Annotated in this window: 25 protein-coding genes; 11 read left to right on the forward strand and 14 right to left on the reverse strand. The window is 65.1% G+C overall.

All coding sequences use genetic code 11. The annotated features are described in order from the left end of the window. Positions 1-5 precede the first annotated feature (5 nt). Together cysQ and ACEQZY_RS00550 are read left to right on the forward strand one after the other, a co-directional pair. Entirely contained in the window at positions 6-788 is a 783-nt protein-coding gene (gene cysQ / locus ACEQZY_RS00545) for a 3'(2'),5'-bisphosphate nucleotidase CysQ (RefSeq protein ID WP_370151568.1), read from the forward strand. 3 nt (positions 789-791) lie between these two features. Next, positions 792-1364, forward strand: coding sequence for a DedA family protein (locus tag ACEQZY_RS00550; RefSeq protein WP_370151570.1), 573 nt, complete (start codon positions 792-794; stop codon positions 1362-1364). Between the two features lie 7 nt (positions 1365-1371). Here the strand turns inward: ACEQZY_RS00550 and ACEQZY_RS00555 are convergent, their stop codons facing one another. The 4 genes from ACEQZY_RS00555 to ACEQZY_RS00570 form a co-directional block, all read right to left on the reverse strand. Continuing rightward, positions 1372-1959, reverse strand: coding sequence for a hypothetical protein (locus tag ACEQZY_RS00555; protein ID WP_370151572.1), 588 nt, complete (start codon positions 1957-1959; stop codon positions 1372-1374). A gap of 53 nt (positions 1960-2012) precedes the next feature. Continuing rightward, positions 2013-3839: a feruloyl-CoA synthase gene (locus tag ACEQZY_RS00560; RefSeq protein WP_341702355.1), complete on the reverse strand. Its 1827-nt coding sequence runs from the start codon at positions 3837-3839 to the stop codon at positions 2013-2015. A gap of 99 nt (positions 3840-3938) precedes the next feature. Continuing rightward, the gene (locus ACEQZY_RS00565; protein WP_341702354.1) at positions 3939-4931 is read right to left on the reverse strand and encodes an MDR family oxidoreductase; all 993 of its coding nucleotides are present in this window, start codon (positions 4929-4931) and stop codon (positions 3939-3941) included. 101 nt (positions 4932-5032) lie between these two features. Next, positions 5033-6199, reverse strand: a complete 1167-nt coding sequence (locus tag ACEQZY_RS00570) for an acetyl-CoA acetyltransferase (RefSeq protein ID WP_341702353.1) — start codon at positions 6197-6199, stop codon at positions 5033-5035. A 285-nt stretch (positions 6200-6484) separates the two neighbouring features. Here ACEQZY_RS00570 and ACEQZY_RS00575 point away from each other — a divergent pair, with 285 nt between their 5' ends. The 5 genes from ACEQZY_RS00575 (at position 6485) to ACEQZY_RS00595 (ending at position 11865) form a co-directional block, all read left to right on the forward strand. Beyond that, entirely contained in the window at positions 6485-6793 is a 309-nt protein-coding gene (locus ACEQZY_RS00575) for a Usg family protein (RefSeq protein WP_341702352.1), read from the forward strand. A 91-nt stretch (positions 6794-6884) separates the two neighbouring features. After that, entirely contained in the window at positions 6885-7451 is a 567-nt protein-coding gene (locus tag ACEQZY_RS00580) for an SIS domain-containing protein (protein ID WP_341702351.1), read from the forward strand. Positions 7452-7531: 80 nt separating this feature from the next. Then, complete coding sequence (locus ACEQZY_RS00585; protein WP_341702350.1) at positions 7532-8278, forward strand: FkbM family methyltransferase; 747 nt, start codon at positions 7532-7534, stop codon at positions 8276-8278. Positions 8279-8287: 9 nt separating this feature from the next. Then, complete coding sequence (gene asnB / locus ACEQZY_RS00590; protein WP_370151576.1) at positions 8288-10090, forward strand: asparagine synthase (glutamine-hydrolyzing); 1803 nt, start codon at positions 8288-8290, stop codon at positions 10088-10090. Continuing rightward, positions 10087-11865 carry a TylF/MycF/NovP-related O-methyltransferase gene (locus ACEQZY_RS00595; RefSeq protein WP_341702348.1) on the forward strand — a complete coding sequence of 593 codons (1779 nt, stop codon included), beginning with the start codon at positions 10087-10089 and terminating at the stop codon, positions 11863-11865. Before asnB ends, ACEQZY_RS00595 begins: the two co-directional genes overlap by 4 nt. Before the next feature lie 9 nt (positions 11866-11874). On the opposite strand, the gene ACEQZY_RS00600 is transcribed toward ACEQZY_RS00595, so the two are convergent. The 5 genes from ACEQZY_RS00600 to ACEQZY_RS00620 all read right to left on the reverse strand — a co-directional run bounded on the left by ACEQZY_RS00600 (position 11875) and on the right by ACEQZY_RS00620 (position 16880). Beyond that, positions 11875-12567, reverse strand: coding sequence for a class I SAM-dependent methyltransferase (locus ACEQZY_RS00600; RefSeq protein ID WP_341702347.1), 693 nt, complete (start codon positions 12565-12567; stop codon positions 11875-11877). A gap of 99 nt (positions 12568-12666) precedes the next feature. Further along, positions 12667-13656 carry a radical SAM protein gene (locus ACEQZY_RS00605; RefSeq protein ID WP_341702346.1) on the reverse strand — a complete coding sequence of 330 codons (990 nt, stop codon included), beginning with the start codon at positions 13654-13656 and terminating at the stop codon, positions 12667-12669. Between the two features lie 133 nt (positions 13657-13789). Beyond that, positions 13790-15133, reverse strand: a complete 1344-nt coding sequence (locus ACEQZY_RS00610) for a dihydroorotase (RefSeq protein ID WP_341702345.1) — start codon at positions 15131-15133, stop codon at positions 13790-13792. A 4-nt stretch (positions 15134-15137) separates the two neighbouring features. Beyond that, the gene (locus ACEQZY_RS00615; protein WP_341702344.1) at positions 15138-15917 is read right to left on the reverse strand and encodes a glycosyltransferase family 2 protein; all 780 of its coding nucleotides are present in this window, start codon (positions 15915-15917) and stop codon (positions 15138-15140) included. A 3-nt stretch (positions 15918-15920) separates the two neighbouring features. Beyond that, positions 15921-16880, reverse strand: coding sequence for a glycosyltransferase family 9 protein (locus ACEQZY_RS00620; RefSeq protein WP_370151581.1), 960 nt, complete (start codon positions 16878-16880; stop codon positions 15921-15923). Between the two features lie 139 nt (positions 16881-17019). Between ACEQZY_RS00620 and ACEQZY_RS00625 the strand changes: the two genes are divergently transcribed. Both ACEQZY_RS00625 and ACEQZY_RS00630 read left to right on the forward strand, forming a co-directional pair. After that, positions 17020-17934 (forward strand): folate-binding protein, encoded by a 915-nt coding sequence (locus tag ACEQZY_RS00625; protein ID WP_341702342.1) that lies wholly within the window; start codon positions 17020-17022, stop codon positions 17932-17934. Between the two features lie 9 nt (positions 17935-17943). Then, positions 17944-18558 carry a DNA-3-methyladenine glycosylase I gene (locus ACEQZY_RS00630; RefSeq protein WP_341702341.1) on the forward strand — a complete coding sequence of 205 codons (615 nt, stop codon included), beginning with the start codon at positions 17944-17946 and terminating at the stop codon, positions 18556-18558. 33 nt (positions 18559-18591) lie between these two features. Here ACEQZY_RS00630 and ACEQZY_RS00635 read toward each other — a convergent pair whose 3' ends face one another. Then, positions 18592-19737 carry an acyl-CoA dehydrogenase family protein gene (locus ACEQZY_RS00635; protein WP_370151584.1) on the reverse strand — a complete coding sequence of 382 codons (1146 nt, stop codon included), beginning with the start codon at positions 19735-19737 and terminating at the stop codon, positions 18592-18594. A 152-nt stretch (positions 19738-19889) separates the two neighbouring features. Here ACEQZY_RS00635 and ACEQZY_RS00640 point away from each other — a divergent pair, with 152 nt between their 5' ends. After that, positions 19890-20636, forward strand: coding sequence for a winged helix-turn-helix transcriptional regulator (locus ACEQZY_RS00640; protein WP_370151586.1), 747 nt, complete (start codon positions 19890-19892; stop codon positions 20634-20636). 15 nt (positions 20637-20651) lie between these two features. Here ACEQZY_RS00640 and ACEQZY_RS00645 read toward each other — a convergent pair whose 3' ends face one another. Together ACEQZY_RS00645 and ACEQZY_RS00650 are read right to left on the reverse strand one after the other, a co-directional pair. Then, the gene (locus tag ACEQZY_RS00645; RefSeq protein ID WP_341702338.1) at positions 20652-21149 is read right to left on the reverse strand and encodes a PAS domain-containing protein; all 498 of its coding nucleotides are present in this window, start codon (positions 21147-21149) and stop codon (positions 20652-20654) included. Positions 21150-21311: 162 nt separating this feature from the next. Then, entirely contained in the window at positions 21312-21920 is a 609-nt protein-coding gene (locus tag ACEQZY_RS00650) for a DUF924 family protein (protein ID WP_341702337.1), read from the reverse strand. Between the two features lie 164 nt (positions 21921-22084). Here ACEQZY_RS00650 and hspQ point away from each other — a divergent pair, with 164 nt between their 5' ends. Next, a complete protein-coding gene (gene hspQ / locus ACEQZY_RS00655) occupies positions 22085-22417 on the forward strand; it encodes a heat shock protein HspQ (protein ID WP_341702336.1) in 333 nt (110 codons plus the stop codon). 13 nt (positions 22418-22430) lie between these two features. On the opposite strand, the gene ACEQZY_RS00660 is transcribed toward hspQ, so the two are convergent. Together ACEQZY_RS00660 and cysC are read right to left on the reverse strand one after the other, a co-directional pair. Then, positions 22431-23198, reverse strand: a complete 768-nt coding sequence (locus ACEQZY_RS00660) for a sulfite exporter TauE/SafE family protein (protein WP_341702335.1) — start codon at positions 23196-23198, stop codon at positions 22431-22433. Between the two features lie 46 nt (positions 23199-23244). Next, positions 23245-25143, reverse strand: coding sequence for an adenylyl-sulfate kinase (gene cysC / locus ACEQZY_RS00665; protein ID WP_370151590.1), 1899 nt, complete (start codon positions 25141-25143; stop codon positions 23245-23247). Positions 25144-25147: the final 4 nt, after the last annotated feature.

The following is a 25147-nucleotide window of genomic DNA, read 5'->3' on the forward strand; positions in this document are numbered from 1 at the left end:
CAGCCATGACCATTGCTGCCGAACCGCTTGCGCCGGCCGTGCTCGCTCTGGCCCGTGCCGCCGGCACAGCAATCATGGCGATCTACGACACAGCCTTCGAGGCACGGACGAAGGCCGACCGCTCGCCGGTGACCGATGCCGACGAGGCGGCCGAGGCCCTGATCGTTGCCGGCCTGCAGCGGCTGGCGCCGGGCATCCCGGTGGTCGCCGAGGAAAGCGTGGCGCGCCACGGTCCGCCGCAGATCGGCAACGGCCCCTTCTGGCTGGTCGATCCACTGGATGGCACCCGCGAATTCGTCAGCCGCAATGGCGATTTTACCGTCAACATCGCGCTGGTTGGCGAAGACCGCCGGCTGCTGCTCGGCGTGGTGCTGGCGCCGGCCTGCGATTCCGGCGTGGCCTGGCTGGGCCTGCCATCGGGTGCGCGGCGCTTTGCCGGCGCCGCCGATACGGATGGCGTTGTGATCCGGGCCCGCCGCATGCCGCCCGGCGGCGCCACCGTGCTGGTCAGCCGCAATCACCGCGATCCGGAAACCGATGGCTGGCTGAAGACGCAGACGGTGGCCGCCGAGGTTACCGCCGGCTCGTCATTGAAGTTCTGCCGCATCGCCGAGGGACAGGCGGATCTCTATCCGCGCTTTGCGTCCATCAAGGAATGGGATACCGCGGCCGGCCAGGCAGTCCTGGAAGCCGCCGGCGGTGCCGTGGTGACCTGGGAAGGGGCGCCGCTGACCTACGGCAAGCCGGGCTTCCGCAATCCGGGCTTCCTTGCCCGCGGCCTGGCCTGAACCATGGACCAGTTGGCGCATCTGCTCGATGAATTCGGCTATCTCGCCGTTCTGGTCGGCACGTTTCTTGAGGGGGAGACGATCCTGGTGCTGGCGGGTTTCGCCGCCCATCAGGGCTATCTCGCACTCGGGCCGGTGATGCTGGCGGCCTTCGCCGGCTCGGCGGCCGGCGACCAGCTGTGGTTTCTGCTGGCCCGCCGCCATGGCCGCGGCTGGCTGGCCCGCCGGCCGAAACTGGCTGCGCGCTTTGCCACGGCATCACGCTGGCTGGAACGTCATCCGACCCTGTTCATCCTCGGCTTCCGCTTCGTCTACGGCATCCGCAATGTCGCGCCGGTGGCCATCGGGCTGAGCAGCATTCCGGCCCGCCGCTTCGTGCCGCTCAACCTGCTGGCTGCGGCGCTGTGGGCGGTTCTGTTCGCTGCCATCGGCTATGTGTTCGGGCAGGCCGTGGAAACGCTGCTTGGCGAGATGAAGGCGGTGGAGCAGCGCCTGCTGGCGGCTGCCGCGCTGGCCGTGATCTTTGTGCTGGCGGCGCGCTGGCTGGCCCGGAAACTGCGCCAGCGAACCGGCTGAGGGAATTTCAGCGGTTCAGGTCGTCGTGCCGGATGTCGTCGCGGTCGAGATCGTCGAAAGTATCCGGCGGTGCCGGCTGGAACCCGCGCAGTTCGGCATAGCGCAGCAGCTGGTCGGCGTTCAGCAGGCTGCGGGTCGCCAGATGGCCGCGCAGGCGGGTGGCGCGCAGCCGCCCCTGCAGGGTACCGATCTGCGCGGTAATCCCATCGATGCGGCCGGGATTGACATTGCCCTGGGCGAAGGCGAAATCGAGGCGCCGCTCCTCACTGGCGATGCGGCGGGACAGTGCCGTCAGTTCGCCATCGACGCGTTGCTGCAGCATGCGCAGATCCTGGCGCTGTGCCGGATCCAGCCCGAGATCGTCGGCCAGCTGCAGGGCGGTTTCCGGGGCGGGATAAAGATTGCGCTCGGCGCTGCGTATGTCGCTGGCACCGGCCGGCAGGCTGGCCAGGGGCCGCGCCGGCGCCGCAACCACCGGTGCCGGGGGCGTGGTTCCGTCCCGAGAACCGGACAGCATGCTGAACGCGAGACTGCCGGCCAGAATCAGGCCAAGCGCCAGCGTGGCGACAAACCGTCGCGCCATGGTGATCTCCATTGGAATGCGGCATCCGGCATGCGGACACTGCCATGGAGCACCGTATAGACCCCTCAATCCATGCTGTCGGTGACGATGATCACGTCGGCGGCAGGCTGCCTGCTGTAGAGGCGGTTCACATCGGCGTGACGGCGTTCCAGCGCGGCGCGCTGGTTGATATAGCCCTTGTCGGTGATCTCGTTGGCGTCGATCGAAGGAGGCTCGGCCAGCAGCAGCACGCGGCTGATCCGCATGGATGACCCGCGCTGTCCTGCATTGTATGCAGCCAGTTTTGCTGCGACCTGCCGGCGCAGGTCATCGGGCGCCAGTTCCTTCGCGGCGGCACTCGGCCAGGCCAGCAGGCCGATGGCGTGGCGGTCATGGCCGGTGACGACGGCATCCTGCAGCAACGGCGAGCAGGCGGCGATGGCCGCCACCCGCAGGCCGCCGACATGCACCCAGGTGCCGGTGGTCAGCTTGAAATCCTCCGCGATGCGGCCATCGAAGGTCACGCCCTTGTCGGGATCGGCTTCATCGGCCAGTTTTACGGCGTCGCCGATGCGGTAGAAGCCCTCTTCATCGAAGGCCGCCCGGGTCTGCTCCGGGTTGCCAAGATAACCGGGCGTGACATTGGGGCCGCGCACGCGGATTTCCAGCTTGCCGCCCGAAGGCACCAGTTTCAGCTGCACGCCGGGCACGGGCACGCCGATCACCCCGGCCCGTTCGATCGGGAAATGCGCTGCGGTGGCCAGCGGCGCTGTCTCGGTCGAACCCCAGGAAGAGGTCATGGTGACGCGACGGCCCAGCGTGCGCACCGACAACGCCTCCAGCCGTGCCCACAGGTCCGGCGGCAGGGCGGCGCCGGCATAGAAGATCATCTGCAGTTTCGCGAAGAAGCGCCGGCAGAGGTCCGCATCCTTCTCAAGATGCGGCAGCAGCATCGCGTAGCCGGCCGGCACATTGAAATAGAGGGTCGGCGAGACCTCGCGCAGGTTGGCGACGGTTTTCTCGACCAGGCCCGGCGCCGGTTTTCCGTCGTCGATATGCAGGGTGCCGCCCTGGGCCAGAACCATATTGAAATTATGGTTGCCGCCGAAGGTGTGGTTCCACGGCAGCCAGTCCAGCAGCACCGGCGGACTGGTGCGCAGGAAGGGCCAGATCTGGGCGATGGCCTGCTGGTTGCTGGTCATCATGCGGTGGGTGTTGATGACACCCTTGGGCAGGCCGGTCGAACCCGAAGTGAAGAGATACTTGGCGGTCCAGTCGGGACCGATGGCATTGAACCGCGTTTCCACGTCGGCCGTCGGCGTCGTGGCCAGCAGGCTGGCGAAGGCCGTGCCTGCGCTGCCGTCGGATGTGACGGTCTCGAACCCGTCCTGCGGCAGGCTGGCCAGCACCCTGGCGAAGGCAGCGCCATTCTCGGCGAAGACCAGCCTGGGTTTCACCAGTCCGAAGATGTGATGCACCTTGGCGAAGTCGCCGCTCATCAGCGAATAGGCGACACTGGCCGGGGTGACCGGCACGCCGGCGACAAAGCCGCCCAACATGAGCAGGGCGTGGTCGATGCTGTTGCCGGACAGGATCAGGATCGAATCATCCTGACCGAGGCCGCGGTCGAGCAGGGCCTGGGCGATGCTGCGGGCCGCCTGCCATGCCCCGGCGTAAGTGACCTGCCGCCAGCCGCCATCGGCCTGCCGTGCGGCCAGGAAGACGGTATTCGGCCGGTTCTGTGCGTGACGCTGCAGCAGCAGGCCGGCATGGGCAGGATAAGCCCCGAGCGGCTCGGCCGATTCCAGCAGGCATCCGCCGCCGGCCAGCGGCGTGCGGCGGATGCGCGGCGGCGCAAGGTCGAGGGGGATGAAAGGCGGCTTGTCCGCGCCAGCGCTCAGGCTGTCGGGCATGGTTTCCTCCGGTGCTTTTTTCGCAAGGCCGGATTTGTAATCCAGCATTACAATTATGCCGGCATAATAGCCGAAGCGGAGGCAGGCTCAAGCGCTAAATCAGGCGTTGATATCGATGACCGCGCGGCCGCGCACCTGCCCGGCAATGATCTTCGGCGCCAGCTCGAAAATAGCCGACAGCGGATGCACTTCCGTCATCGCGTCAAGCTTGTCGAGCGGCAGGTCTTTCGCCAGCTGCTGCCAGGCGCGGCGGCGGCGATGCATGGGCGCCATCACCGAATCGACGCCCAGCAGGCTGACATTGCGCAGGATGAAGGGGAACACGCTGGCCGGCAGGTCGATGCCGCCGGCAAGGCCGCAGGCGGCGACCCAGCCGCCGTAGCGGGTCTGGCTCAGCACCGTGGCCAGCGTCTGGCTGCCGACGGAATCGACCGCCGCTGCCCAGCGCTCCTTGGCCATCGGCGGGCCCTTCTGGGACAGCTCCTCGCGGGCGACGAAACCCGCGGCGCCGAGATTCTTCAGGTAATCGTGAGTTTCCGGCCGGCCGGTGGCGGCAATGACGCGATAGCCTTTCCTTGCCAGCAGGGCGATGGCAACCGAACCGACGCCGCCGGCCGCGCCGGTTACCAGCACTTCGGCATCCTTGTCCGGCACGAGGCCGGCATCCTCCAGCGCCATCACGCAGAGCATGGCCGTGTAGCCGGCGGTGCCGATTGCCATCGCCTGCTGCATCGTGAAGGCGCCGGGCAGCGGCACCAGCCAGTCGCTTTTCAGGCGGGCGTATTTCGCATAGGCACCCCACTGGGTTTCCGACAGCCCGTAGCCGTTCACGATCACCCTGTCGCCGGGTTTGAAATCCGGACTGGCCGATTCGATCACCGTGCCGGCGGCATCGATGCCGGCCACCATGGGCAGCCTGCGGGCGATACGGCCGCCGGTCAGCGCAAGGCCATCCTTGTAGTTCAGGGTCGAGCAGGCGACCTCGACCAGCACGTCGTGATCCGGCAGGTCGGACAGTTTCAGCTGCCGGAAGGTGGCCTTCGGCTTGCCCTCGACCTCTTCGATCACCACCGCGCGGAAGCTGTCGGACATGGATTTCACCTTGTTTTGTCGTCACGCCCGCGCAGGCGGGCATCCAGATGGATTCACCCGTGGTCGGGCGCCCGCTTGCGCGGGAGCGGCGAGTGGGCGGATCAGCGCAGCGGCTCGAGGATCGAGACGTAGTTGGCCACCGCCACGCCGCCCATGTTGAAGACGCCGCCGAGCTTGGCATTCTTCACCTGGATGTCGCCGGCGGTGCCGGAAAGCTGCATCGCCGCCATCACATGCATGGAGACACCGGTCGCGCCGATCGGATGGCCCTTCGACTTCAGGCCGCCCGAGGGATTGACCGGCAGCTTGCCGTCGGCCTGGGTCCAGCCTTCCATGATCGCCTTCGCGCCCTCACCCGGTGCGGTCAGGCCCATCGCCTCGTATTCGATCAGCTCGGCGATGGTGAAGCAGTCATGGCTTTCGGCAAACGACAGGTCCCAGACGCTGAGGCCGGCCTCGCCCAGTGCATCGGCCCAGGCTTTTGCCGGACCCTCGAAAGCAACCACGTCGCGCTTGGCCATCGGCAGGAAATCCTGCACATGCTTCGCCGCCCGGAAGGCAATGGCTTTCTTCATCCCGAGTGCGGTCTGCACATCGGTCAGCACCAGTGCCGCGGCGCCATCGGAGACCATCGAGCAGTCGGTGCGGCGCATGCCGCCCACCACCAGCGGATTCCTGTCAGAAACCGTGCGGCAGAAATCGTAGCCGAAATCCTTCTGCATATGGGCCAGCGGGTTCTTCGTCCCGTTCTTGTGGTTCTTGGCCGCGATCATCGCAGTGGCATCCGACTGGTCGCCATACCGCTGAAAATACTGTTTCTGGATCGAATCGAACACGCCGGCAAAACCGCCTTCGTTGAACACCTCCGCCTTGCGGTAGCTGGCCTTCAGCAGGATGTTGCCGACGACGTCGGTGGGGGCGGCCGTCATCTTCTCGACCCCGACACAGAGCACGAACCGGGCTTTCTTCGCGGCAATGGTATTCAGGCCCTGGTAGATTGCCGCCGACCCGGTCGAGCAGGCATTTTCCACGCGGGTGGCCGGCTTGAAGCGCAGGCCCGGGTCGGCCTGCAGCACCAGCGCGGCGGAGAAATCCTGGTCGGTGAGGCCGCCGTTGAAGTGGCCGAGATAGATGGCGTCGACATCCTTCGGTTCGATGCCGGCGTCGCGGATGGCGCCCACCGCCACCTCGACGATCAGGTCCTCGGCATCGCGGCCATCCAGTTTGCCGAATTTGCTGTGATTCCAGCCGACGATGCAGGCGGTCATGGCGCTCCTCCAAATCCTCTTGGCGCGTATTCGCGCTGTTTTGCTGCCCGGGTCCCGGATGCGGTTAAGAGAGTGTGGCGCGGCGCCCAAGTCAAGCAACGGGCCGGGCCGACAGGGGGCTGCATTGCTGGCACTCGCTGGCGAGCAGTGCCAATTTTTGTCATATTTACAAAATCTTATTGAAACATGGCGGATATTTCAGACAGTCTTTTTCCGTATGGTGCGCCGGCTCAGGGTCGGTGTTTGCGACCTCGGACCGGCTCCCGCAGAAGGCAGGAGGCGAGAATGACAGATCACTCCCCCGACGACCTGGCCGGCAGCCGGGCAGATCGCGCCGGGCAGCTGCAGCGGCTGCTCAGCTACAGCCTGACCACGGCCGAAATCCTCTATCACATGCCCGATCATCCGGCCCTGCTGCAGAGCTACATCTGGCAGGATTACGATCTGGCGCCGAAATTCCCCGGCCTGAAGAAGTTTCTCGGCTTCTGGGAAACCAGCCTGGATGGCCGGCTGCATTCGGTGCGGGTCGTATCCGCCCGGCTGCTCAGCCCAGCCGAATACCGTGCGGCGGCGGCCAGCTACGACCTGCACTGAATGCGGGCTGGCCGGCCGGCCGCAGGGCTGGTCCGGCAGCGGCTTTGTGTTAGGCTGCGCGCGGATTTAACCGCCCGCAGCGAGCCTGTTCATGTCGCTTGTCCAGTATCTTGAAGATTCGGCCGCCCTGATCGCGAAGGCCGCCACCGCCGATCGCGCCGCTGCGGTTGACCGTGCCATTGAGACCATCGTGACCGCTCTGGGAGCGGATCTGCCGCTGCTGGTCTGTGGGAATGGCGGCTCGGCGGCGGATGCCATGCATATCGCCGGCGAACTGGTTGGCCGCTTCCTGAAAGAGCGGCGCGGGCTGAACTGCATTGCTCTGGGTGCCGACAGCGCGACGCTGACGGCCTGGGCAAACGATTACGACTATGCCAGCGTGTTTGCCCGCCAGGTCGAGGCTTATGGCCGCCGGGGCGGCGTGCTGCTCGGCATCAGCACCTCGGGCAATTCGGCCAATGTGCTGAAGGCCGCGGAAGCGGCGCGCGTGAAGGGGATGACCGTGATCGGGCTGACCGGCGAAGGCGGCGGCCGGCTGGCGCCATTCTGCGACATCCTGATCGACGTGCCGTCGCGGCACACGCCGCAGGTGCAGCAGATCCATGCCTGTCTCTACCATTACATCTGCGAACGGGTGGAGGCGATGCTGGCCGGCTGACCCGGTCGGCTATCGTTAACCAAATCTGAACGCAGGCCGGGGAATATGGCGCGGATTGCCGTGGACCCGGAGGCAGACGCTTGGCCGTCACACTCGAAAAAATAAAAGAGCTGGCCGAAGCTTACGAGCAGTCGATGCCGGCCGTGAATGTGACGGTCCGGGACAAGACTTTCTGGATGGCGGTACCCAATCTGAAATGTCTGGGCTTTGCGCTGACGGCCAACCAGCGCGAGCCGGGCACCAATGCCTGGATCTATGGTTTCCGGCCCGGCGAGGTCTTCTTCGATGTCGGCGCCAATAACGGTCTGTACGGCCTGATTGCCGCCATCGTTTCCGGTTGCGAGGTGCATGCCTTCGAACCGCATTTCGCCAGCTATCACACGCTGAGCCGGAATATCTATCTCAACAGGCTGCAGGACAGGATGACGTCCTACCCGATTGCGGTCGCCGACCGGGAGGGTTGCGGCAAGATGTATCTCAGCAGCGTTCTGGCCGGGAAATCGCTGAACAATTACGGCGATGCCAGGCCGAGCGACGACCCGATCTGGAATGCGGTCATCCCGCAGGGCTCGGTCGCCATGAGTCTCGACCGCTTCTCGGAGCTCACCGGAATCGTACCCAATCACATCAAGATCGATGTCGACGGCCTGGAGCCGGAAATCCTTCGGGGTTCCGTCGGACTGCTTGCCAACCCGAAGCTGTCCAGCATGATGGTCGAGACGATGGAAAACATGGAAAGCCACCGGCCGATGCACCAGCAGATGCTGGATGCCGGCTTCACCCGCTTCGTCAGGGACGAGGCGGGCACCTTCTATTTCCGTGGTTAGGCGGGGTCCATGTGCGGCATAGCCGGATACCTGAATTTCAAGAACAGCCATCCGTCCGATCACATCCAGGCCCTAATCGGGCGGATGAATGCGGCCATCGCCCATCGCGGGCCCGATGACCGGGGGCAGTGGGCCGATCCGGAAAACCGCTGCCATCTTGGGCATACCCGCCTGAGCATTCTCGACCTGTCATCCGCCGGGCATCAGCCGATGCTGACGCCGGACCAGCGCTATGTGATTTCCTTCAACGGCGAAATCTACAATTTCCGCGATCTGCGCACACGGATGGAAAAGGATGGCGTTGTCTTCCGCACCGGTACGGATACCGAGGTACTGCTGACCGGTTTTGCCATGGTCGGAACCAAGCTGTTCGACCTGCTGGACGGCATGTTCGCCGTGGCGATCTACGACCGCAAGACCCGTACTCTCACCCTGGCTCGGGACCGCGCCGGCGAAAAGCCGTTATACTATGCGGCCACCGACCGGCTGTTTGCCTTCGCCTCGGAACTGCGGCCGCTGCTGGAGATTCCCGATCTTCCGCTCAGCCTGTCGGAAGAGGCCTTGGCGCAGTATTTCACCCTGCGCTACGTACCGGAGCCCAACGCCATCCTCGATCCGGTGCGCAAGCTGGAGCCGGGGATGATTCTGCAGGTTTCCGCCGATGGCCAGCAGAGTTTCCGGCGCTATTTCGGGTTCGACATCGATCAGGACAACGAGGCGCCGGAAGGCGACAGCGACCGTTATGTCGATGTAGTCGAGAAGGCGCTGACCGTGTCGCTGCACAATCGGCTGAACAGCGACGTGCCGCTGGGCATGTTCCTGTCCAGCGGTGTCGATTCCGCGCTGGCCTGTGCGCTGCTGACCAGGAAACTGGGGCAGAAAGTGAAGACCTTCACGGTCGGTTTCGAGGGCGACCCGAATTCGGAACACGAGGCAGCCCGCGATATTGCCGCCCGGCTCGGCACCGAACACCATGAGCATATCTTCACGGCGGCGGATTTCGACCGTATCTGCGACCGTATCGGCGGCCTGCTGGACGAGCCGAATGGCGACCGCAGCTGTGTGCCCACCTATCTGCTGTCTGAATTTACCCGTCAACATGTGACGGTGGCGATCTCCGGCGATGGCGGCGACGAGCTCTTCGGCGGTTATGGCCGCTATCCGGCGCTGGCACCGGCCCTCGATGGTGCGACCGGAATGAAACCATCGGTGATGGTGCAGGCCTATTTCGAGAAAGGCCTGCCGGTGATGCCGGCCGATGCGGTGCGCAATGCGTTTCCGCAGGGTTATGCAGCCGTTGTTTCTGTCTGCGAGAAATATGCGCCGTTCTTCATGCATCCGGGCCGGCCGGCCCTGCATGCGCTGCGGCAGCTGGATTTCCATACCTATCTGCCGGGTGCCGTGCTGGCCAAGGTCGACCGCATGAGCATGCGGCACGGCCTGGAAACCCGCACGCCCTTCCTGTTCGCGTCGCTGCTGGCAGTGGCGGCCAAGGCCAGCCTCGGGCTGTGCACGGACGGGCGGGTGCAGAAGGTGGCGCTGCGCCGCCTGCTGTCGCAGTATCTGCCGGAACAGCATGTGCAGGCGCCAAAGAAGGGCTTCGGCATGCCGCCGAGCGTCTTTTTCAACAACCAACCGCGTATCGAGGCCGAACTGAAGGCCGCCTATCGGCGGCTGGCTGATACCCGCTTCTTCAGTGCGCGCCCCGGGGCCCTCGATCGCCTGTTCGCCGGGGCAACCGCCAACATCAATGCGATCTGGGCCACCGTTGTGCTGGCGCGCTGGGTCGACAGTGTGGAGCGTCCGCTGTGAGTGAACTGCCCTTCGGAACCATGGAAGGCATGATCGAGCATGCTGCCGGCCGGGTCAGCGATGTGCTGCCGGGCGAGGTGGCAGAGCGGGTTGCCGGCATGGCGGCGGTCTTCGATGCGGCCGTTGCCGGCCGGCCGGCCGCACCGCTGACCCTGGTGATCTTCCATCTGGCGCTGACCGATCAGACCCGCGAGATCAACTATGTCGACATCAAGGTCGACCAGGGCAAGATCAATTACACGCCGGTTCTGCGTCATGCCTTCCGGGTCGGGCGCGGCTTCAATCCGGGCTGCCGGATCATCTACATCACCGGCGAGGCGGACGACACCAGCTTCGTGCCGCCAGACGTGATGGTGGTGCGGCTGCCGCTGGATCCGGCCCGGCTGATGTACGAGCGCGTGGTGGCGATCACCGCCTACATGCAGTCTGCGGCCTTTTCCGGCAACACGGCCTTTCTCGACAGTGACGCTTTTGCCAACATGCCGCTGGCGCCGCTGTTCCGGCTGCCTTTCGATGTGGCGGTGACCTATCACAACCATCCCGCCCTGATGACGATCAATGAGGGCGTGATGCTGGCGGCGTATCGCCCGGGGCAGAAGGCCCGCGCCTTCTTCAATCGCTATCTCGCCACCTACGAGGCGCTCTGCCGCGATCCAGAGATCATCGACTATTACAAGGATATCCGGCGCTGGCGGGGTGGCCAGCTGTCGCTGTCGGCAACCGCCTTCCTGCCTGGCGTGATCGCTGAGACCGACCAGAGGGACATCGCCGGGGCGCTTGTGCGTTATCTGCCCTGCAACCTGTGCAATTTCTTCGTCAGGGCCGGCGAGCAGTATGCCAAGGCGGTGCTGCGCCGCAAATACGTGCTGCACCTGAAGGGACCGGACAAGACGAGCCTGGCCCAGATGATGGGTTTCCAGAGCACCTGGCTCGAGGAATCGGCACGGCAGCAGCCGCCTGAGGCGGCGCAGCTGCCGTCTGGCGATCCGGCTGGCTTTGTCGAGCCGGTCTTTGCGCCGATGAACAAGGAATACAACAAGCCTCCATTCGACACGGTGGAAAGCCGCAAGGAATTCACCGGCCATATGCAGGGCATCAGCCAGCTGCTTGGTGTGAACCGGCCGGATACCGGTGCGGTGGCCGTCGACGACATGATGGTATGGTTCCGCAATGTCGGCTTCCTCCAGCAGGAGGATTTCGTGTCGGCCTTTGCGCCCTATGCGGTCAATGCGACCCTGCGGGCCCGCATCTGGCGTGTCTACATGCTGTGCTGGGCTGCCCGGAGCTGTATGCGCATCGATGGCGATTTCATGGATCTCGGCTGCTATGACGGCCGTACCGTCGACGTGATGGAGCGCTATTGCGGCTTCCGCAAGGTGACCGACAAAACCTGGTGGCTCTACGACATGTTCGAGAACCCGCCGGACGAGGCCCGCAAGGCCGGCCATGGGCCGCGGCTGTTCGATGCGGTGCGCGACATGTTCGAGCCCTATGGCAATTTCCGGGTCATCAAGGGCGCCGTTCCGGACAGCTTCGCGCAGGGGCTGCCCGAAAAGGTGGCGTTCGCCCAGCTGGATCTGAACACGGCGGCGCCGGAACTGGCGGCGCTGGAGATCATTTACGACCGGATTGTGCCCGGCGGCATGATCGTGTTCGACGATTTCGGTTTCCGCCGCTATCGCGACAGTCACGATGCCGAGATGGCATTTTTCCGTGCCCGTGGCGATGTGATCTGGGAGAGCCCGACCGGCCAGGGCCTGTTCATCAAGCGCTGAACGCGGCGGTCAAGCCGGCTTTTTGCGCAGTACGGCCATTTCGCGGTAGAAATGGACGTACTCCACGTCAGTGCGGCCCCAGTCCATCTTCATCAGAAGCTTGTTGATCAGCACCATGAAGTGGCCACGCTCGAAGCGGTGGGGCGGCACCTCGAAGGGCAGCAGCTTGGGATATTCCGGGTTGTGGGTGCATTTCAGGTCTTCGATGAAATACAGTCCGCCCGGATTCAGGGTCGGCCAGTTATGGACGAAGGTGTCGACGATATCGGCGCTGATATGCGATCCGTCGTCGATGATGGCATCCCAGCCGGTGCCGAAATTCCGCTGGGCGGCGTTGCCGATCTCGATGCGGATATTGGGATACAGCTTGCACAGCCCTGCACATTCAGGCCGGATGTCGACGCCAAGGATCTGGGCTTCGCGGAAATAGCGCGCCCACATCTTCAGCGAGCTGCCGCAGGCCACGCCGATTTCCATCAGTCGCATGCCGGGGCGGTTACGGAAAGCCTGCAGATAGGCCTCGTAGATGGCGGTATAACCGTGCTTCAGGCTGCCCTTGTCGGTCTTGAAGTGATCGGCCAGATCGGTCAGTCCGGCCCGCGCATAGTCGATCGGCGCGGGCGGCTCGTAATCCACCGGCGCCGTCGTATCCAGCGAGTAGAGCAGGTCATCGGCGGTGAGCGTGTCGGCGGGATTGGTCATCGTGCAGTCCTCTGCGGCGTAATGCCCGGTTCCGTCCGGCCGCCGCCCGCTGCAGCATGCCGGCAGCGTTTTGCCAAAGTCTTAATGCCGGGCTGCGGCTCAGGAGGCCGCGACGATGTGCAGTTCGGCGCCGGACTTGCCTGACCGCCCGAGAGCGGCGGTGTTGCCATAGGCACGCGGGTTGAGGGCGCAGCCCTGGCAGATCGGCGTCTGATCCTGCAGGAAGGCTGCAACCCAGCGCAGCACGCCCGGCTGCTGCCAGGCCTCGGCCAGGCTCATCTCGCCGAGATTGGTGTAGCCGAACTGCGACGGGTCGAAGGTGGTGCAGCAGGGGGTGAAGAATCCATCCACCGAAATCGCCGGCCGCAGCACCGGCGCCATGCAGATGTCACCCGGTGGTTTCGCAAAATTTGGCAGGGCCACCGGCAGGCCGCGCAGATCGGCCTGGGCGGCCTTGAGCAGCCGGATGAACTCGATGCGGTCCGCCTCGCTCATCAGACCGTAGGGCTCGCCGTAATCCTGGAATTCCTGCATGTGCACCGGTGGTGCACCCAGAGCCTTCAGCTGGCGCAGGGTATCCGGAATGTCGCGGAAATTGGCGGCGCTGACGGTCATCGAGATATGCAGCGGCAGGCCGGCCTGCATGCAGGCGGCAAGATTCGCTTTCAGTTTCTCGACCTTGGTGCCGGCGCGCATCCGTTCGGCGATCACCGGATCGAAACTGTCGACCGATATCCAGAATTCGTCCAGGCCGGCGGCAACCGAGCGGGCATAATAGTCGGCCGAGCGGGTCACGCCGTTGGAGGTCACCTTCATCTTCTGGAACTTGCCGCTCTGCTTCGCCATGGCGACCAGTTCAACGAAATGCGGGTGCAGGGTGGGCTCGCCAACGCCGTGCAGAGTGACAAAACCGACCGGCGGCAGGTGGTCGAGAATGCGACCGAACAGGCCGAGATCCATATGGCGATCGGCCCAGGTGCCATGTTCGATGCCCAGCGTGCGCGGGCAGCCTGCACACTGCAGATTGCACAGTGTGGTGATCTCGATGGTCAGCTTCTGCAGCGCATTCGGTGCGGTCAGGGCAGTCACGGCGTCATGCTCCGTCTGCCGGCTTTCTGCCGGCATGGCCAGTCTAGACCCGTGGCGGGCGGTTCGTCACCCGACAAGGCAGGGCATGGTAAGAAACCCTGCCTTTCCAGAATGTTAATGAATGCCGATTGGCTCAGGCGTCCGGCTGCAGGGTCTCGCCGAAGCGTACCGGGCGGCCGCCGGCCGGGCCGAGGGCGCCATCGCGCATGGCGAAATGTCCGCGCACGATGGTGGCCACCGGCCAGCCGGTCACCGTCATGCCGGTGAATGGCGACCAGCCGCATTTCGACTGCAGCCAGCTTTCCTCGATGGTTTTCCGGGCCTTGAGGTCGACCACGGTGAAATCGGCATCGTAGCCGAGCGCGATACGGCCCTTGCCGGCCAGGCCGAAGACGCGCTGGGCGCCCGCCGAAGTCAGGTCGACCAGCCGCTGCAGGGTCAGCTGGCCCCGGCTCATGTGATCGAGCAGCAGCGGCAGCAGGGTCTGTACCCCGGGCATGCCGCTCGGGCTCTGCGGATAGGGCTTGTTCTTTTCTTCCTTCGTGTGCGGGGCATGATCGGAGCCGATCACGTCGACCACGCCGGCACGGAGCGCCTGCCACAGGGCATCGCGATGCTCGGCGCTGCGGATCGGCGGATTCATCTGCGCGAACGTGCCGAGCCGGTCATAGCAGTCCGGGGCGGCCAGCGTCAGGTGTTGCGGCGTCGTCTCGACGGTGGCGATATCCTTGTGGCCGGCGAGGAAGTCCATCTCCTGCGCTGTGGTAACATGCAGCACATGCACGCGCCGTCCGACCTTGCGGGCCAGCCGCACCAGGCGCTGCGTGGCCAGCAGGGCGCTTTCGGCATCCCGCCATTCCGGATGCAGATGCGGCGTGGCGCCCGGCACTTCGGTCAGGTGCCTGCGGTCCCGCATGCGGTACTCATCCTCGCAATGCACCGCCATGCGCCGGTGTCCATGGCTCAGCACCCGTTCCAGGGTGGCGTCGTCAGCCACCAGCAGGTCCCCGGTCGATGCGCCCATGAACAGTTTGACGCCGGCGCAGCCTGGCAGCTTCTCCAGGGCCGGCAGGTTCTCGACATTTTCCGCCGTGGCGCCGACATAAAAGGCATAATCGCAGTGGGTGCGGCCGCTGGCCCGCTTCAGCTTCTCACCCAGTTCTGCGGCCGTCGCGGTGCTCGGCTTGGTGTTCGGCATCTCGAAAACGGCCGTCACGCCACCCATGGCCGCGGCAGCAGTGCCAGTGGCAAGATCCTCCTTGTGTTCGAGGCCGGGCTCGCGGAAATGCACCTGGGTATCGATCACGCCAGGCAGAACGGTCAGGCCATTGGCATCGTATGTGGCGGCAGCATCTGCCTGTGCCAGCATGCCGAAGGCGGCAATACGGCCGCCGGCGACACCGATATCGAGAGCCTCCAGGCCGTTCGGCGTGGCGACCATGCCGTTGCGAATGACCAGGTCGAAGCGCGGCGCCATGGCGTCACTCCTTTTCCAGTGTGGCTTTCAGGTAGCTGAGGACCGGATAGAGGCCGGCCATCAGGGCGATCAGGAAACCGTACTGCCCCTCGCGATAGCCCCTGCGGCCGACATAGCATTTATAGAAACGGCTGAAGATACGCCGCACATTGGCCCGGAAGCTGCCGATATCCTCGCCAGCGGCGCGGCGGGCGCGCAGATCGGCGGCCCGCGCGCTGGTATAGCGGTCGAGCCGGCGGATCATGTCCGATATGTCGCGGTCGACGAAATGGACCATGCGGGATTTCAGAAACCGCTTCTCGCCCTTCAGCTCCAGTGCCGGGTGCACGCGCTGGCCGCCCCAGCTTTTGGCGCCTTTCGCAAACAGGCGTGGTGCCATCATCACCCCGAAAGCGCCACCCCAGCCATAGCGCACCAGCCGCCGGCCGACATAGTTGTCGAAAGGGATCAGGACATGGGCGAAGGGTGCGGAGGAAATCACGTCACGAATCTCGCGGGCCATCTCCGAAGGCACCCGTTCGTCGGCATCGACCTCCAGAATCCAGTCGCCGCTGCAGGCGGCGATGCCGGTGTTGCGTCGTTCGCCCTCCAGTGGCCAGCCGCCTTCCACCAGCTGCGCACCGAAGCTTTCGGCAATGGCGCGGGATCCGTCAGTGCAGCGATCCAGAACCACGACGACCTCATCGGCAAAGCGCAGGCATTCCAGGCAGTCAGCCAGCTGGTTCTCCTCGTTGTGGCAGACCACAAGTGCAGAAAGACGCGGGGCGGGGGCTGGTGCGTTCATCCTTCAGTCATCCCGGCAGTAGCGCCACAGATGTTCGGCAGCCCTCTGGGCCTTGTCCACACTTAATGTCAGCATATGGCTGTCCTGCCGCCTGTAGTCGTAGCCGGGCTGCCGCAGAATCTCGTCATAGTCCAGGTCGGTGCGTATGCTGGCCGTCTTTTCGCCCCAGGGGCCATAGGTCTGCTCGCGGCTCGGGCCGAACAGCCCCAGGGTGGGAATGCCGCTGGCTGCAGCCAGGTGCATCAGCCCGCTGTCGTTGCCGATATAGAAACTGCAGCGCTGCATGGCGGCGGCCAGCACGGTCAGGCCCAGTTTGCCGACCAGGTCCAGCGTGCGGTCCTGTGGCAGCCCGGCCAGGGCCGCAGCGGCCAGCGCCTCTTCGCCGGGGCCGCCAAAGATCACGATGCGGGCATTGGGCAGGATACCGCCCGGCGCGGTCAGACGCAGGGCCAGTTCGGCGAAACGGTCGCCAGGCCACATCTTGCCACCCCAGTTGGCGGTGGGCCCGAGGGCCAGAACCGGACGGCCGTCATCGGGCCACAGGGTGCCGGCGGCGCGCCGGTCTTCGGCCCCGGTCCAGACAATCGGATGGGCCGGCACTTTCAGGCGCAGCACATTCGACAGGGCAATCACCTTGTGCATGCTGGGCCGCGAGCCATGGAAAGTGCGGCGGCGATGTGCCAGCAGGAACTGGCCGATGCCGGAACCGCGCAGATCAAGCACCAGACTCCAGCGTGTGGTGGCCAGCTGTTTCCACAGGTCCCACCAGTGGCGGCCCCAGGGTTTCTTGTCCATCACCATGATGCGTTCCAGATTGGGCGCATGGGCGAATATGCCGGCTGCCGCCGGCCCGCAGACCACGGTGAAACGGGCCTTCGGGCGCTGGCGGTGCAGTTCTTCCAGCAGGCCGGTCGACAGGATGGCGTCGCCGAGCCGGTTCGCAGTGATGAAGAGGATACGCATGCCGATGGCTGGCCGGTGGGATAGGGATGATGCCGTTTCAAGGGCTTGGCGCGGTTATAGGGGGGCGGCCCGGCCTTGCCAAGCCGCGCGTCCTCCCATAGGTCAGTAGCCGACGGAAAAACGAGGGACACCCCGCGATATGCCCGATCTGTTCTGTGCTGCCCTGCCGGGCACCGGCGCCACCGGCCGGTCTCTGCTGCGGGTGACCGGGCCGGAAGCGTCCGGTTTCCTGGATGCGCTGGTCTCCAATACGGTCGCGACTGCGGCGCCGGGACGGGCGGTCTATACCGCCCTGCTGACCCCCCAGGGCAAGTTCCTGCACGATTTTTTCGTCACGGCTGACGCCGACGGCGCCCTGCTGCTGGATACGGCGGCTGAACGACGGGCAGACCTGAAGCGGCGGCTGACCCTGTACCGGCTGCGGGCGAAGATCGAGTTCGGCGAACCGGACTGGCAGGGGTTCATCCTGTTTGGCGGTTCGGCGCCGCCTGTCCTGCCGCCCCTGCTGCTGCAGGCGGGTGCCGTGCTGTTCGCCGATCCGCGGCTGCCGGCACTGGGCTGGCGGCTGTGGCTGCCGCCGGGCATGGCGCCGGCGGCGAAGGAGCTTGGCCTGCCGGTCCCGTTCGATGCCTGGGAGCGGCACCGCCTGATCCTTGGCGTGCCCGACGGTGCCCGTGACATCGAACCGGAAAAGGGCATCCTGCTGGAAAACCATTTCGAGGCTCTGCATGGCGTCGATTTCGGCAAGGGCTGCTATATCGGCCAGGAACTGACCGCACGCACAAAATACCGCGGCCTCGTCAAGAAACAGCTCTGCAAGGTGAAAAGCAGCGATGGCGATTTCCTGCCGCTGCCGGGAACCGCGATCACGCTTGATGGCCGGGAGGTGGGCGAAATGCGGTCCAGTCTCGGAGGCATGGGGCTGGCGCTGCTGCGGCTGGATGCCATGGCGGCAGCCGAACGAGAGGGCGGGAAGCTGCAAGCCGGCGGTATTGCCATAGCGGCGCGGCGGCCCGATTATGCCCTGCCGCCACCTGCCGGCGGTGATTCATAAGGATCGGGCATGACAAAGAACAAGGCACCAGAGGGCCATGCCGATGGCCGGCCACGCTGTGGCTGGTGCGGGACCGATCCGCTTTACGTGCACTATCACGATACTGAATGGGGTGTGCCGGAATACGATGACCGGGCGCTGTTCGAGAAGCTGATTCTCGATGGCTTCCAGGCCGGCCTGTCCTGGATCACCATCCTGCGCAAGCGGGACAACTTCCGCAAAGCCTTCGACGGCTTCGAGCCGGAGAAGATCGTCCGTTACACCCCGAAGAAACTGGAGGCGCTGATGCAGGATGCCGGCATCGTGCGCAACCGTGCCAAGATCGAGGGGACCGTGCTGAATGCCCGCGGCTGGCTCGAAATCATGGAGAAAGACGGCGGTTTCTCGGACTATCTGTGGCAGTACCTTGATGGCCGGCCGAAGCAGAATGCCTGGTCAAGCCTGAAACAGGTGCCGGCCGAGACAGCCATCAGCCAGGCGATCTCGAAGGATCTGCGCAAGCGCGGCTTCACTTTCGTGGGGCCGACCATTGTCTATGCTTTCATGCAGGCGGTCGGCATGGTCAACGACCACCTGGTCGACTGTCATCGCCATTCTGCCGTGAAGAGGCTGAAGCGCCGCTGAGCGCTCCAGCCCCGTCCACGCCATGCCTGCGGTTCAGGCAGCCTTGCCGTCGGCATCCAGGCCCAGCGCCAGCCGGCCCGCCAGCCGTTCCTGTGGCAGCGCCGTGAACGGATGGTAGCGTGCGGCCTGCAAGTCGCGGAACAGCCGTTCGGCCCGGCTGGTGCGATAGAAGGCGCTGCCGCCGGCAACATCGAGCGCAGCGCCTGCCATGGTCAGCAGATTGTCGGTCATCACCCGTTTCAGGGTCATGATCTGCGCCGAGGTTGCCTCGCCGGGTTTGCCGGCTGCGGCGCATGCAACCATCTGTCCATGTGCCGCGGCGGCGGCCGCAAAGGCCGTCTCCATCCGGCCGGCCAGCAGTTGCGTGTCCCCTTCCGTCCGGCGGCGTCCGGCCAGGGCCAGCGCTTCCTCGCGCAGGGATTCGGCGACACCACGGTAGACGCTGTAGATCAGCGGGAACGCGATCATGGTGACCAGATGGAAGAAGGGGTGCCACTGGCCGGCCGGCCGGCGCACTGCAATGGCTGCATCGGGGACAAGGACGCGATCGAGGATCACGTCATGCGAACCGCTGGCCCGCATACCCAGCGTCTGCCAGGTCGGCTCGATGCGGACACCTTCGCTTTTCATCGGGATGCCGGCATGCAGGACGGTATCGCCGTCGAGTGCCATGGTCATCAGCAGGTCACCGGCCTCGCAGCCGCTGACGAAGCGCTTGCGGCCGGAGAACAGGTAGCCGCCTTCCGTCTTTTCGGCCGTCCCTGAGCCATTCAGCCAGTCGTTGCCGCCGGTGGACAGCAGCATCAGATCCTCGGCAGCAACCCGCTTCAGCAGGCCATCGACCGGGGCTTTCTCGGTCTGCCAGCGCCAGACAGCGGCCATCAGCGGATGGGTGTGCATGGCCAGGGCCAGCGCGGTACCACCGCAATGACGGCCGAGGCTGCGCAGCATGTCTGCCACTTCAACATAGGAGGCGCCGCCGCCGCCCAGTTCGGCCGGCACGCCGGCTGCCAGCAGGCCGGCAACCTTCATTTCGGCGAAATTCTCGGCGGCAAAGCGGTCGCGGCTGTCATAATCGGCGGCCCGATGGGCAAAGCCGATGCCCAGCGTCTGTACCAGTTCGGACAGCGGCAGCCGGGCACTATTTCTCCAGTATTTATCTGTGATAGGCGCATTCATATGTGTGCTCCTGAAAGCGGTGCGGGGCGCGCACCATGCTCCCGGCGGCCGCTGGCCGGAAAGTTCCAAATTGGGACCGTGGAGCGATACTGGCGGGGCAGGGTTCGAAAATAGGACTTTGAGAGTACAGGCAGCAGGATTATCCATAAGGAATGGCAACTCGATATGGCTCGTTCTGCCCGGTGGCCAAGGCCGCGGAAGTGATCACCGGACGCTGGACGCCGCTGATCCTGTACGAACTCATGCGCGGCAGCGAACGCTTCAGCGACATCCAGAACGGTGTCCCGCTGATGGCGCGCAGCCTGCTGGCGCGGCGCCTGCGCGAAATGGAACAGGACGGGCTGATTGTCCGGGTCAAACAGCAGGGACAGCGCGGTCACACCTATCACCTGACGCCGGCAGGCGATGCCCTGCGTCCGCTGATCGACCTGCTGGGCTACTGGGGCACTGACTGGCGGCTGCCCGAGGTCGACGATGGCGACCGTAATGTCTCGCATCTGATGTGGTCGATGCGCGGGGCGCTGATGGGCGAGGCATCACGCGGCCGCAACATGGTCTTCCATTTCCAGTTCCGCAATGTCCCCCGGCGCGACCACAAAATCCGCCAGTGGTGGATGATCCTGCGCGATGGCGAGGTCGAGCTCTGCTACACCGATATGGGGTTTGATGTCGACCTGACGGTCAATGCCGATCTGCTGGAATTCTTTTTCGTCGTGCACGGTTCCAGGAGCCTGCGTCAGGCCCGGCGCGCCGGCACGGTCGAGGTCAGCGGCAGCGAGCAGGCCCTTGCCTATTTTATCGAGAAATTCGGCATCACTGAACCGCCGCAGCCGCATTTCGTCACGGTCTCCGGCATTGTTCCGCCGAATCCGCTCGGGCCTCAGATTCACGCTGCCTGATCCGCCGTTGGCCGATCAGAACCGGCCGGAGATATTCTCCCAGTCCCAATAACCGATCAGGTGACGCGGCAGCCCGGCATCATCGAGCATCGGCATCAGGATGCGGCTGAACATGGCATGCTCGTGGTCGGGCAGCGGAGTGGCGCGCCGGGCATAGCTCGGCCGGCCGCTTTCGGCGATGTCGAGATACTCGGCCAGCAGAGGGGCGATCTCATGGTCGGGGTGAAGTTCGTCGAAGTAATAACCGGTCACATCGCGCTGGACAGCCATCGCATGTGCTGTGCCGAGCAGCCGGTAACGGATGCGCCAGCTGCCATCTTCCTGCAGCAACAGATCCAGTATGCCGATGCCGGGCAACAATCCGCGCGGAATCTCCAGCGGATTGATCTCGCGCCGGCGTGGCAGGCGGCCAAGGCGGGCGCATAGCCCCTGCCAGTAGTCGAGGAACAATGCCAGCCGCGGCGGCAGAACTGCCGGCCAAGCGTCGGTCACAAGGTTGCCAATGACTGTCATCCCGGTTTTCCCAGTACCGAGGCTAGGAGGGATGGCCGTAAAAGAACAGGCTTGAATGGCAGCGGGGCCGAATCGCTACCTGCGGTGCGGGCTGACCTACAGCAAAGATCATCGTACGCGAATGATTCGCCGCCACCGCGGACCATGCCGTGCCGCCGGCGCCTAGAAGGACGATCCCGGCTGGGCAAGGAACGCGGTTTCCTCGCGGGTGCTGGCCCTGCCGATCACGGCATTGCGGTGGGGATAGCGGCCGAAGCGGGCAATGATTGCCCTGTGCTGTTCGGCATAGTCAAGGATGCGGTAGCCGGGCAGCGCCTTGTCCAGGGCGGCAAAAAGCGGCAGGCCGACATCATGGTCAGCCAGATTCTCGCTATGCTCGAACGGCATGTACAGGAACTGCCGCATCACCGGCGGCAGTGCGACATCGAAACCGCGGCCAATGGCGGCATATGCCACGGCTCTGGCCCGCTCGTCACCGGCAAAGGCGCGGGCATCACCCCGGAACAGGTTGCGCGGGAACTGGTCCAGCAGGATCAGCAGGGCGAGGGCGCCTTCGGCGGTTTCCTGCCAGCCGCCGAAGTTGCCGCCGATGGCCGCTTCGACGGCGTCTCCGAATCGGATGCGGATTTCGGCATCGAAGGCCGGGTCCTTCTCCCACCAGCAGCGCCGCGGCAGCAGGGATTCGCCCCGGGCGGCATGGCCGGCGCGGTCGAACCAGAAATCGAGAACAGGTTCGGGGCGCATGGCGCCATCATCACGGGCTTCCGTCATATACATTCTCCTGATATGGCGAGGCCGGCCGCTCCGGCAAGCCTTGGCGCGCTCCGGTTTCCGGCCCGGATTTTGCTCGGTTCCTGCTGCGGCCGGACAGATGACGGCGGCCGCAAATCGCCTATTATCTTGTCCTGCCGCAGTTCGGAAAGGGTACGATTCGCATGCCGCAGAGCCGCGAGGCCAAATTCAGCATCGGGGATGTCGTGCGGCATCGCCTGTTTCCCTTCCGTGGCGTGATCTTTGACGTCGATCCGGTGTTCAACAATACCGAGGAATGGTGGCAGTCGATTCCGCCAGACCTGCGACCGCGCAAGGATCAGCCCTTCTACCACCTGCTGGCCGAGAATGCGCAGACCAGCTACGTGGCCTATGTTTCGGAACAGAATCTGTTGCCCGACGCGGAGGCCGGCCCGGTCAACCATCCCGACATCAAGAAGTATTTCGGCAGCTTCAGCGGCGGCCGTTACGCCTGGCGCGGCGTGGCCCGCATGTAGGTTCCGGCCGGCCCTACAGCAGCCGCCCGATCAGGCTGATAATGGTGGGAATGTTGATTGCCACCAGCGTCACGCCGACAGCGCCGGCAATCAGCCGGCCGGGCAGCTTGTTGACCAGGAAGGCGGCCACCGGTGCGGCGATCAGCGCGCCGGCCATGATGGCGAGCGCGGTGCCGCCAATGGTGGTCAGGGTGGCGGTGCCGAGCCAGACGGTAAATACCGCGGCCTGCACGGCGGCGATGATCGGTTCAGCGCTATTGGCTGACCCTACCGCCTTGCGCGGCTCATTGCCCTGCACGATCAGCGAAGTGGTGACGATCGGCCCCCAGCCGCCGCCGAAGGAATCGAACAGGCCCCCCAGCAGGCCGATCAGCCCAGGCCGGCTGCGTCGCGGACCGAACCCGTCGCGCCCGTTCCAGCGCAGGGCGCGCAGAATCACCACCAGGCCCATGATCCCGAGATACAGGGCGGCCAGCGGCCGGATGATCGGCAGGGGCAGCAGGGCGATCACGCTGGCGCCGACGATGCCGCCGGCAATACCCGGCAGGATCAGGCGGCGGCAGAGCGGCCAGTCGACATTGCCGAATTTCCAGTGCGACAGGCCCGAAGCAATGCCGGTCGGAATCTTGGTTACGTGCACGGCTGCACTGGCAACGGCCGGCGGCAGGCCGCTCGCCACCAGCACGCTGGTGGCAATGATGCCATAGCCCATGCCGATTGCCCCATCGATCAGCTGGGCGGCAAATCCCACCACGACATACAGCGCAAAGGCCATGTCCATGCACGCGTCTCCTGCCTGCAGTAACGGTTGAAGCCAGTGACGGAACTTACGTGGCGAAGCTTCGTGTTGCGTAGTCTAGCAGAATTTCGCTCGCGTCGGCGGCAGAATGCCGTGTCGTGTCGATGACGAGCCGGGCTGCCTGCGGTGCCTCATAAGGCGCCGAAATGCCGGTAAACGCGGCAAGCTCACCAGACCTTGCGCGCCTATACAAGCCCTTGGGGTCGCGGCTTTCGCAGACCGCAAGATCGGCATGTACGTAAATCTCGTGAAAATCGACACCAATGATCTGCTGCGCTGCCGCCCGCTGGGCAGCAAGTGGTGATATTGCCGAGACGATCACAATCAGGCCGGTGTCGGCCATCAGCCGGGCCACCTCTGCCAGCCGGCGGACATTCTCGGTGCGGTCGTTCTCGGTAAAACCGAGATCCCGGTTCAGCCCGTGCCGCAGGTTGTCGCCATCCAGCACCGCGACCTGGCGGCCCTGTGCAAACAAGGCCCGCTGGGTTGCCATCGCCAGCGTCGATTTGCCGGCACCGGACAGGCCGGTCAGCCACAGCACACCGCCGCGATGGCCGTTCAGTCGCGCGCGGTCGGCTGCGGTCACGCTGGAATCGACAGCGACGATATCGTGAGCGATGCGGTCGGCCGCCTCGATCACGAGGCCGCCGGCAATCTGCGGTCCGCGGATCAGAACGCCGCGGCCGGTTCGGGCCTGTATGTCGTGCAGATCCAGAGCGACCGGCCGGCGGGTGCGCAATACCACCTGGGCGACGCCGTTGCGCTCGACCTGCGTATGGTCGGTGGCGACGTCTAGATTTTCGACATCCAGTGTCTCGGTGATGGCCTCCACTTCGGCCTCGCGCTCTGCGGTGCCGATCTTCAGGGTCACGCGGTCGCCACGTTTCAAGGGCTCGCGATCCAGCCAGAACAGACGTGCGGTGATGCGGTTGGCATCGCGCGGGCGGTGGTCCGGGTTGCTGGCCAGGGCCCCGCGTTCGACGAAAACCTCCTCGTCCAGGGTGAAGGCGACGCTCTCGCCGGCAAGGGCCTCATCGCGTTGCACAGGGACTGCCCCGTCACCGCGCCAGGATTCCAGGCTTGCCACTGTCGCTTCGCGGCCCAGAGGTGCAAAGCGCAGACGGTCGCCGACCTTCAGCCGGCCGCTCTCAATACGGCCGACCACGATGCGGCGGTCGTCGAAACGGTAGAGGTCCTGCACCGGCAGGCGCAGGGGCTGGTCGACCGGCAGAGCGCGGGGGGCAAAGGCGTCCAGCGCACCGAGCAGGGTCGGACCCCGGTACCAGGCGGTGGCCGGGCTGTGTACGGCAATATTGTCGCCGGCGCGGGCCGAAACCGGCACCAGCGCCGACACCTCGATGCCGATATCGGCAAGATAGCCGCGCACGGACTCGGCCACCGCCGCGAAGCGGGCCTCGTCATGGCCGATCAGGTCGATCTTGTTGATGGCGACGGCGACCTGCCGGATGCCGAGCAGATGCAGAAGATAGGCATGGCGGCGGGTCTGCTCGGCCAGGCCCTGCGCGGCATCGACCACCAGAATGGCGGCATCGGCCTGGGCCGCGCCGGTCACCATGTTCTTGAGGAATTCCTTGTGGCCCGGTGCGTCGATGATCACGTAGCGGCGCTGTGCGGTCGTGAACCATATCTGGGTGGTGTCCACCGTGATGCCCTGGTCGCGCTCGACCTGCAGGGCATCCAGCAGGAATGACCATTCGAATTCCAGTCCGCGTTTCGCGGAGACGGCCTTCAGTTGCTCAAGCTTGCCGTCGGGCAGCGAATCCGTGTCATGCAGAAGGCGACCGACCAGGGTCGATTTGCCATGATCGACATGGCCGACGATGACGATGGGAAAGGCGCGCCCCTTCTGGCTGCCGGCGCGGGTCAGTACGGCCTTGGGGTGAATGGCAAGGTCAACGACGCTCATGGTC

The organism is Ferrovibrio sp. (assembly GCF_964218355.1).
Taxonomy (GTDB): domain Bacteria; phylum Pseudomonadota; class Alphaproteobacteria; order Ferrovibrionales; family Ferrovibrionaceae; genus Ferrovibrio.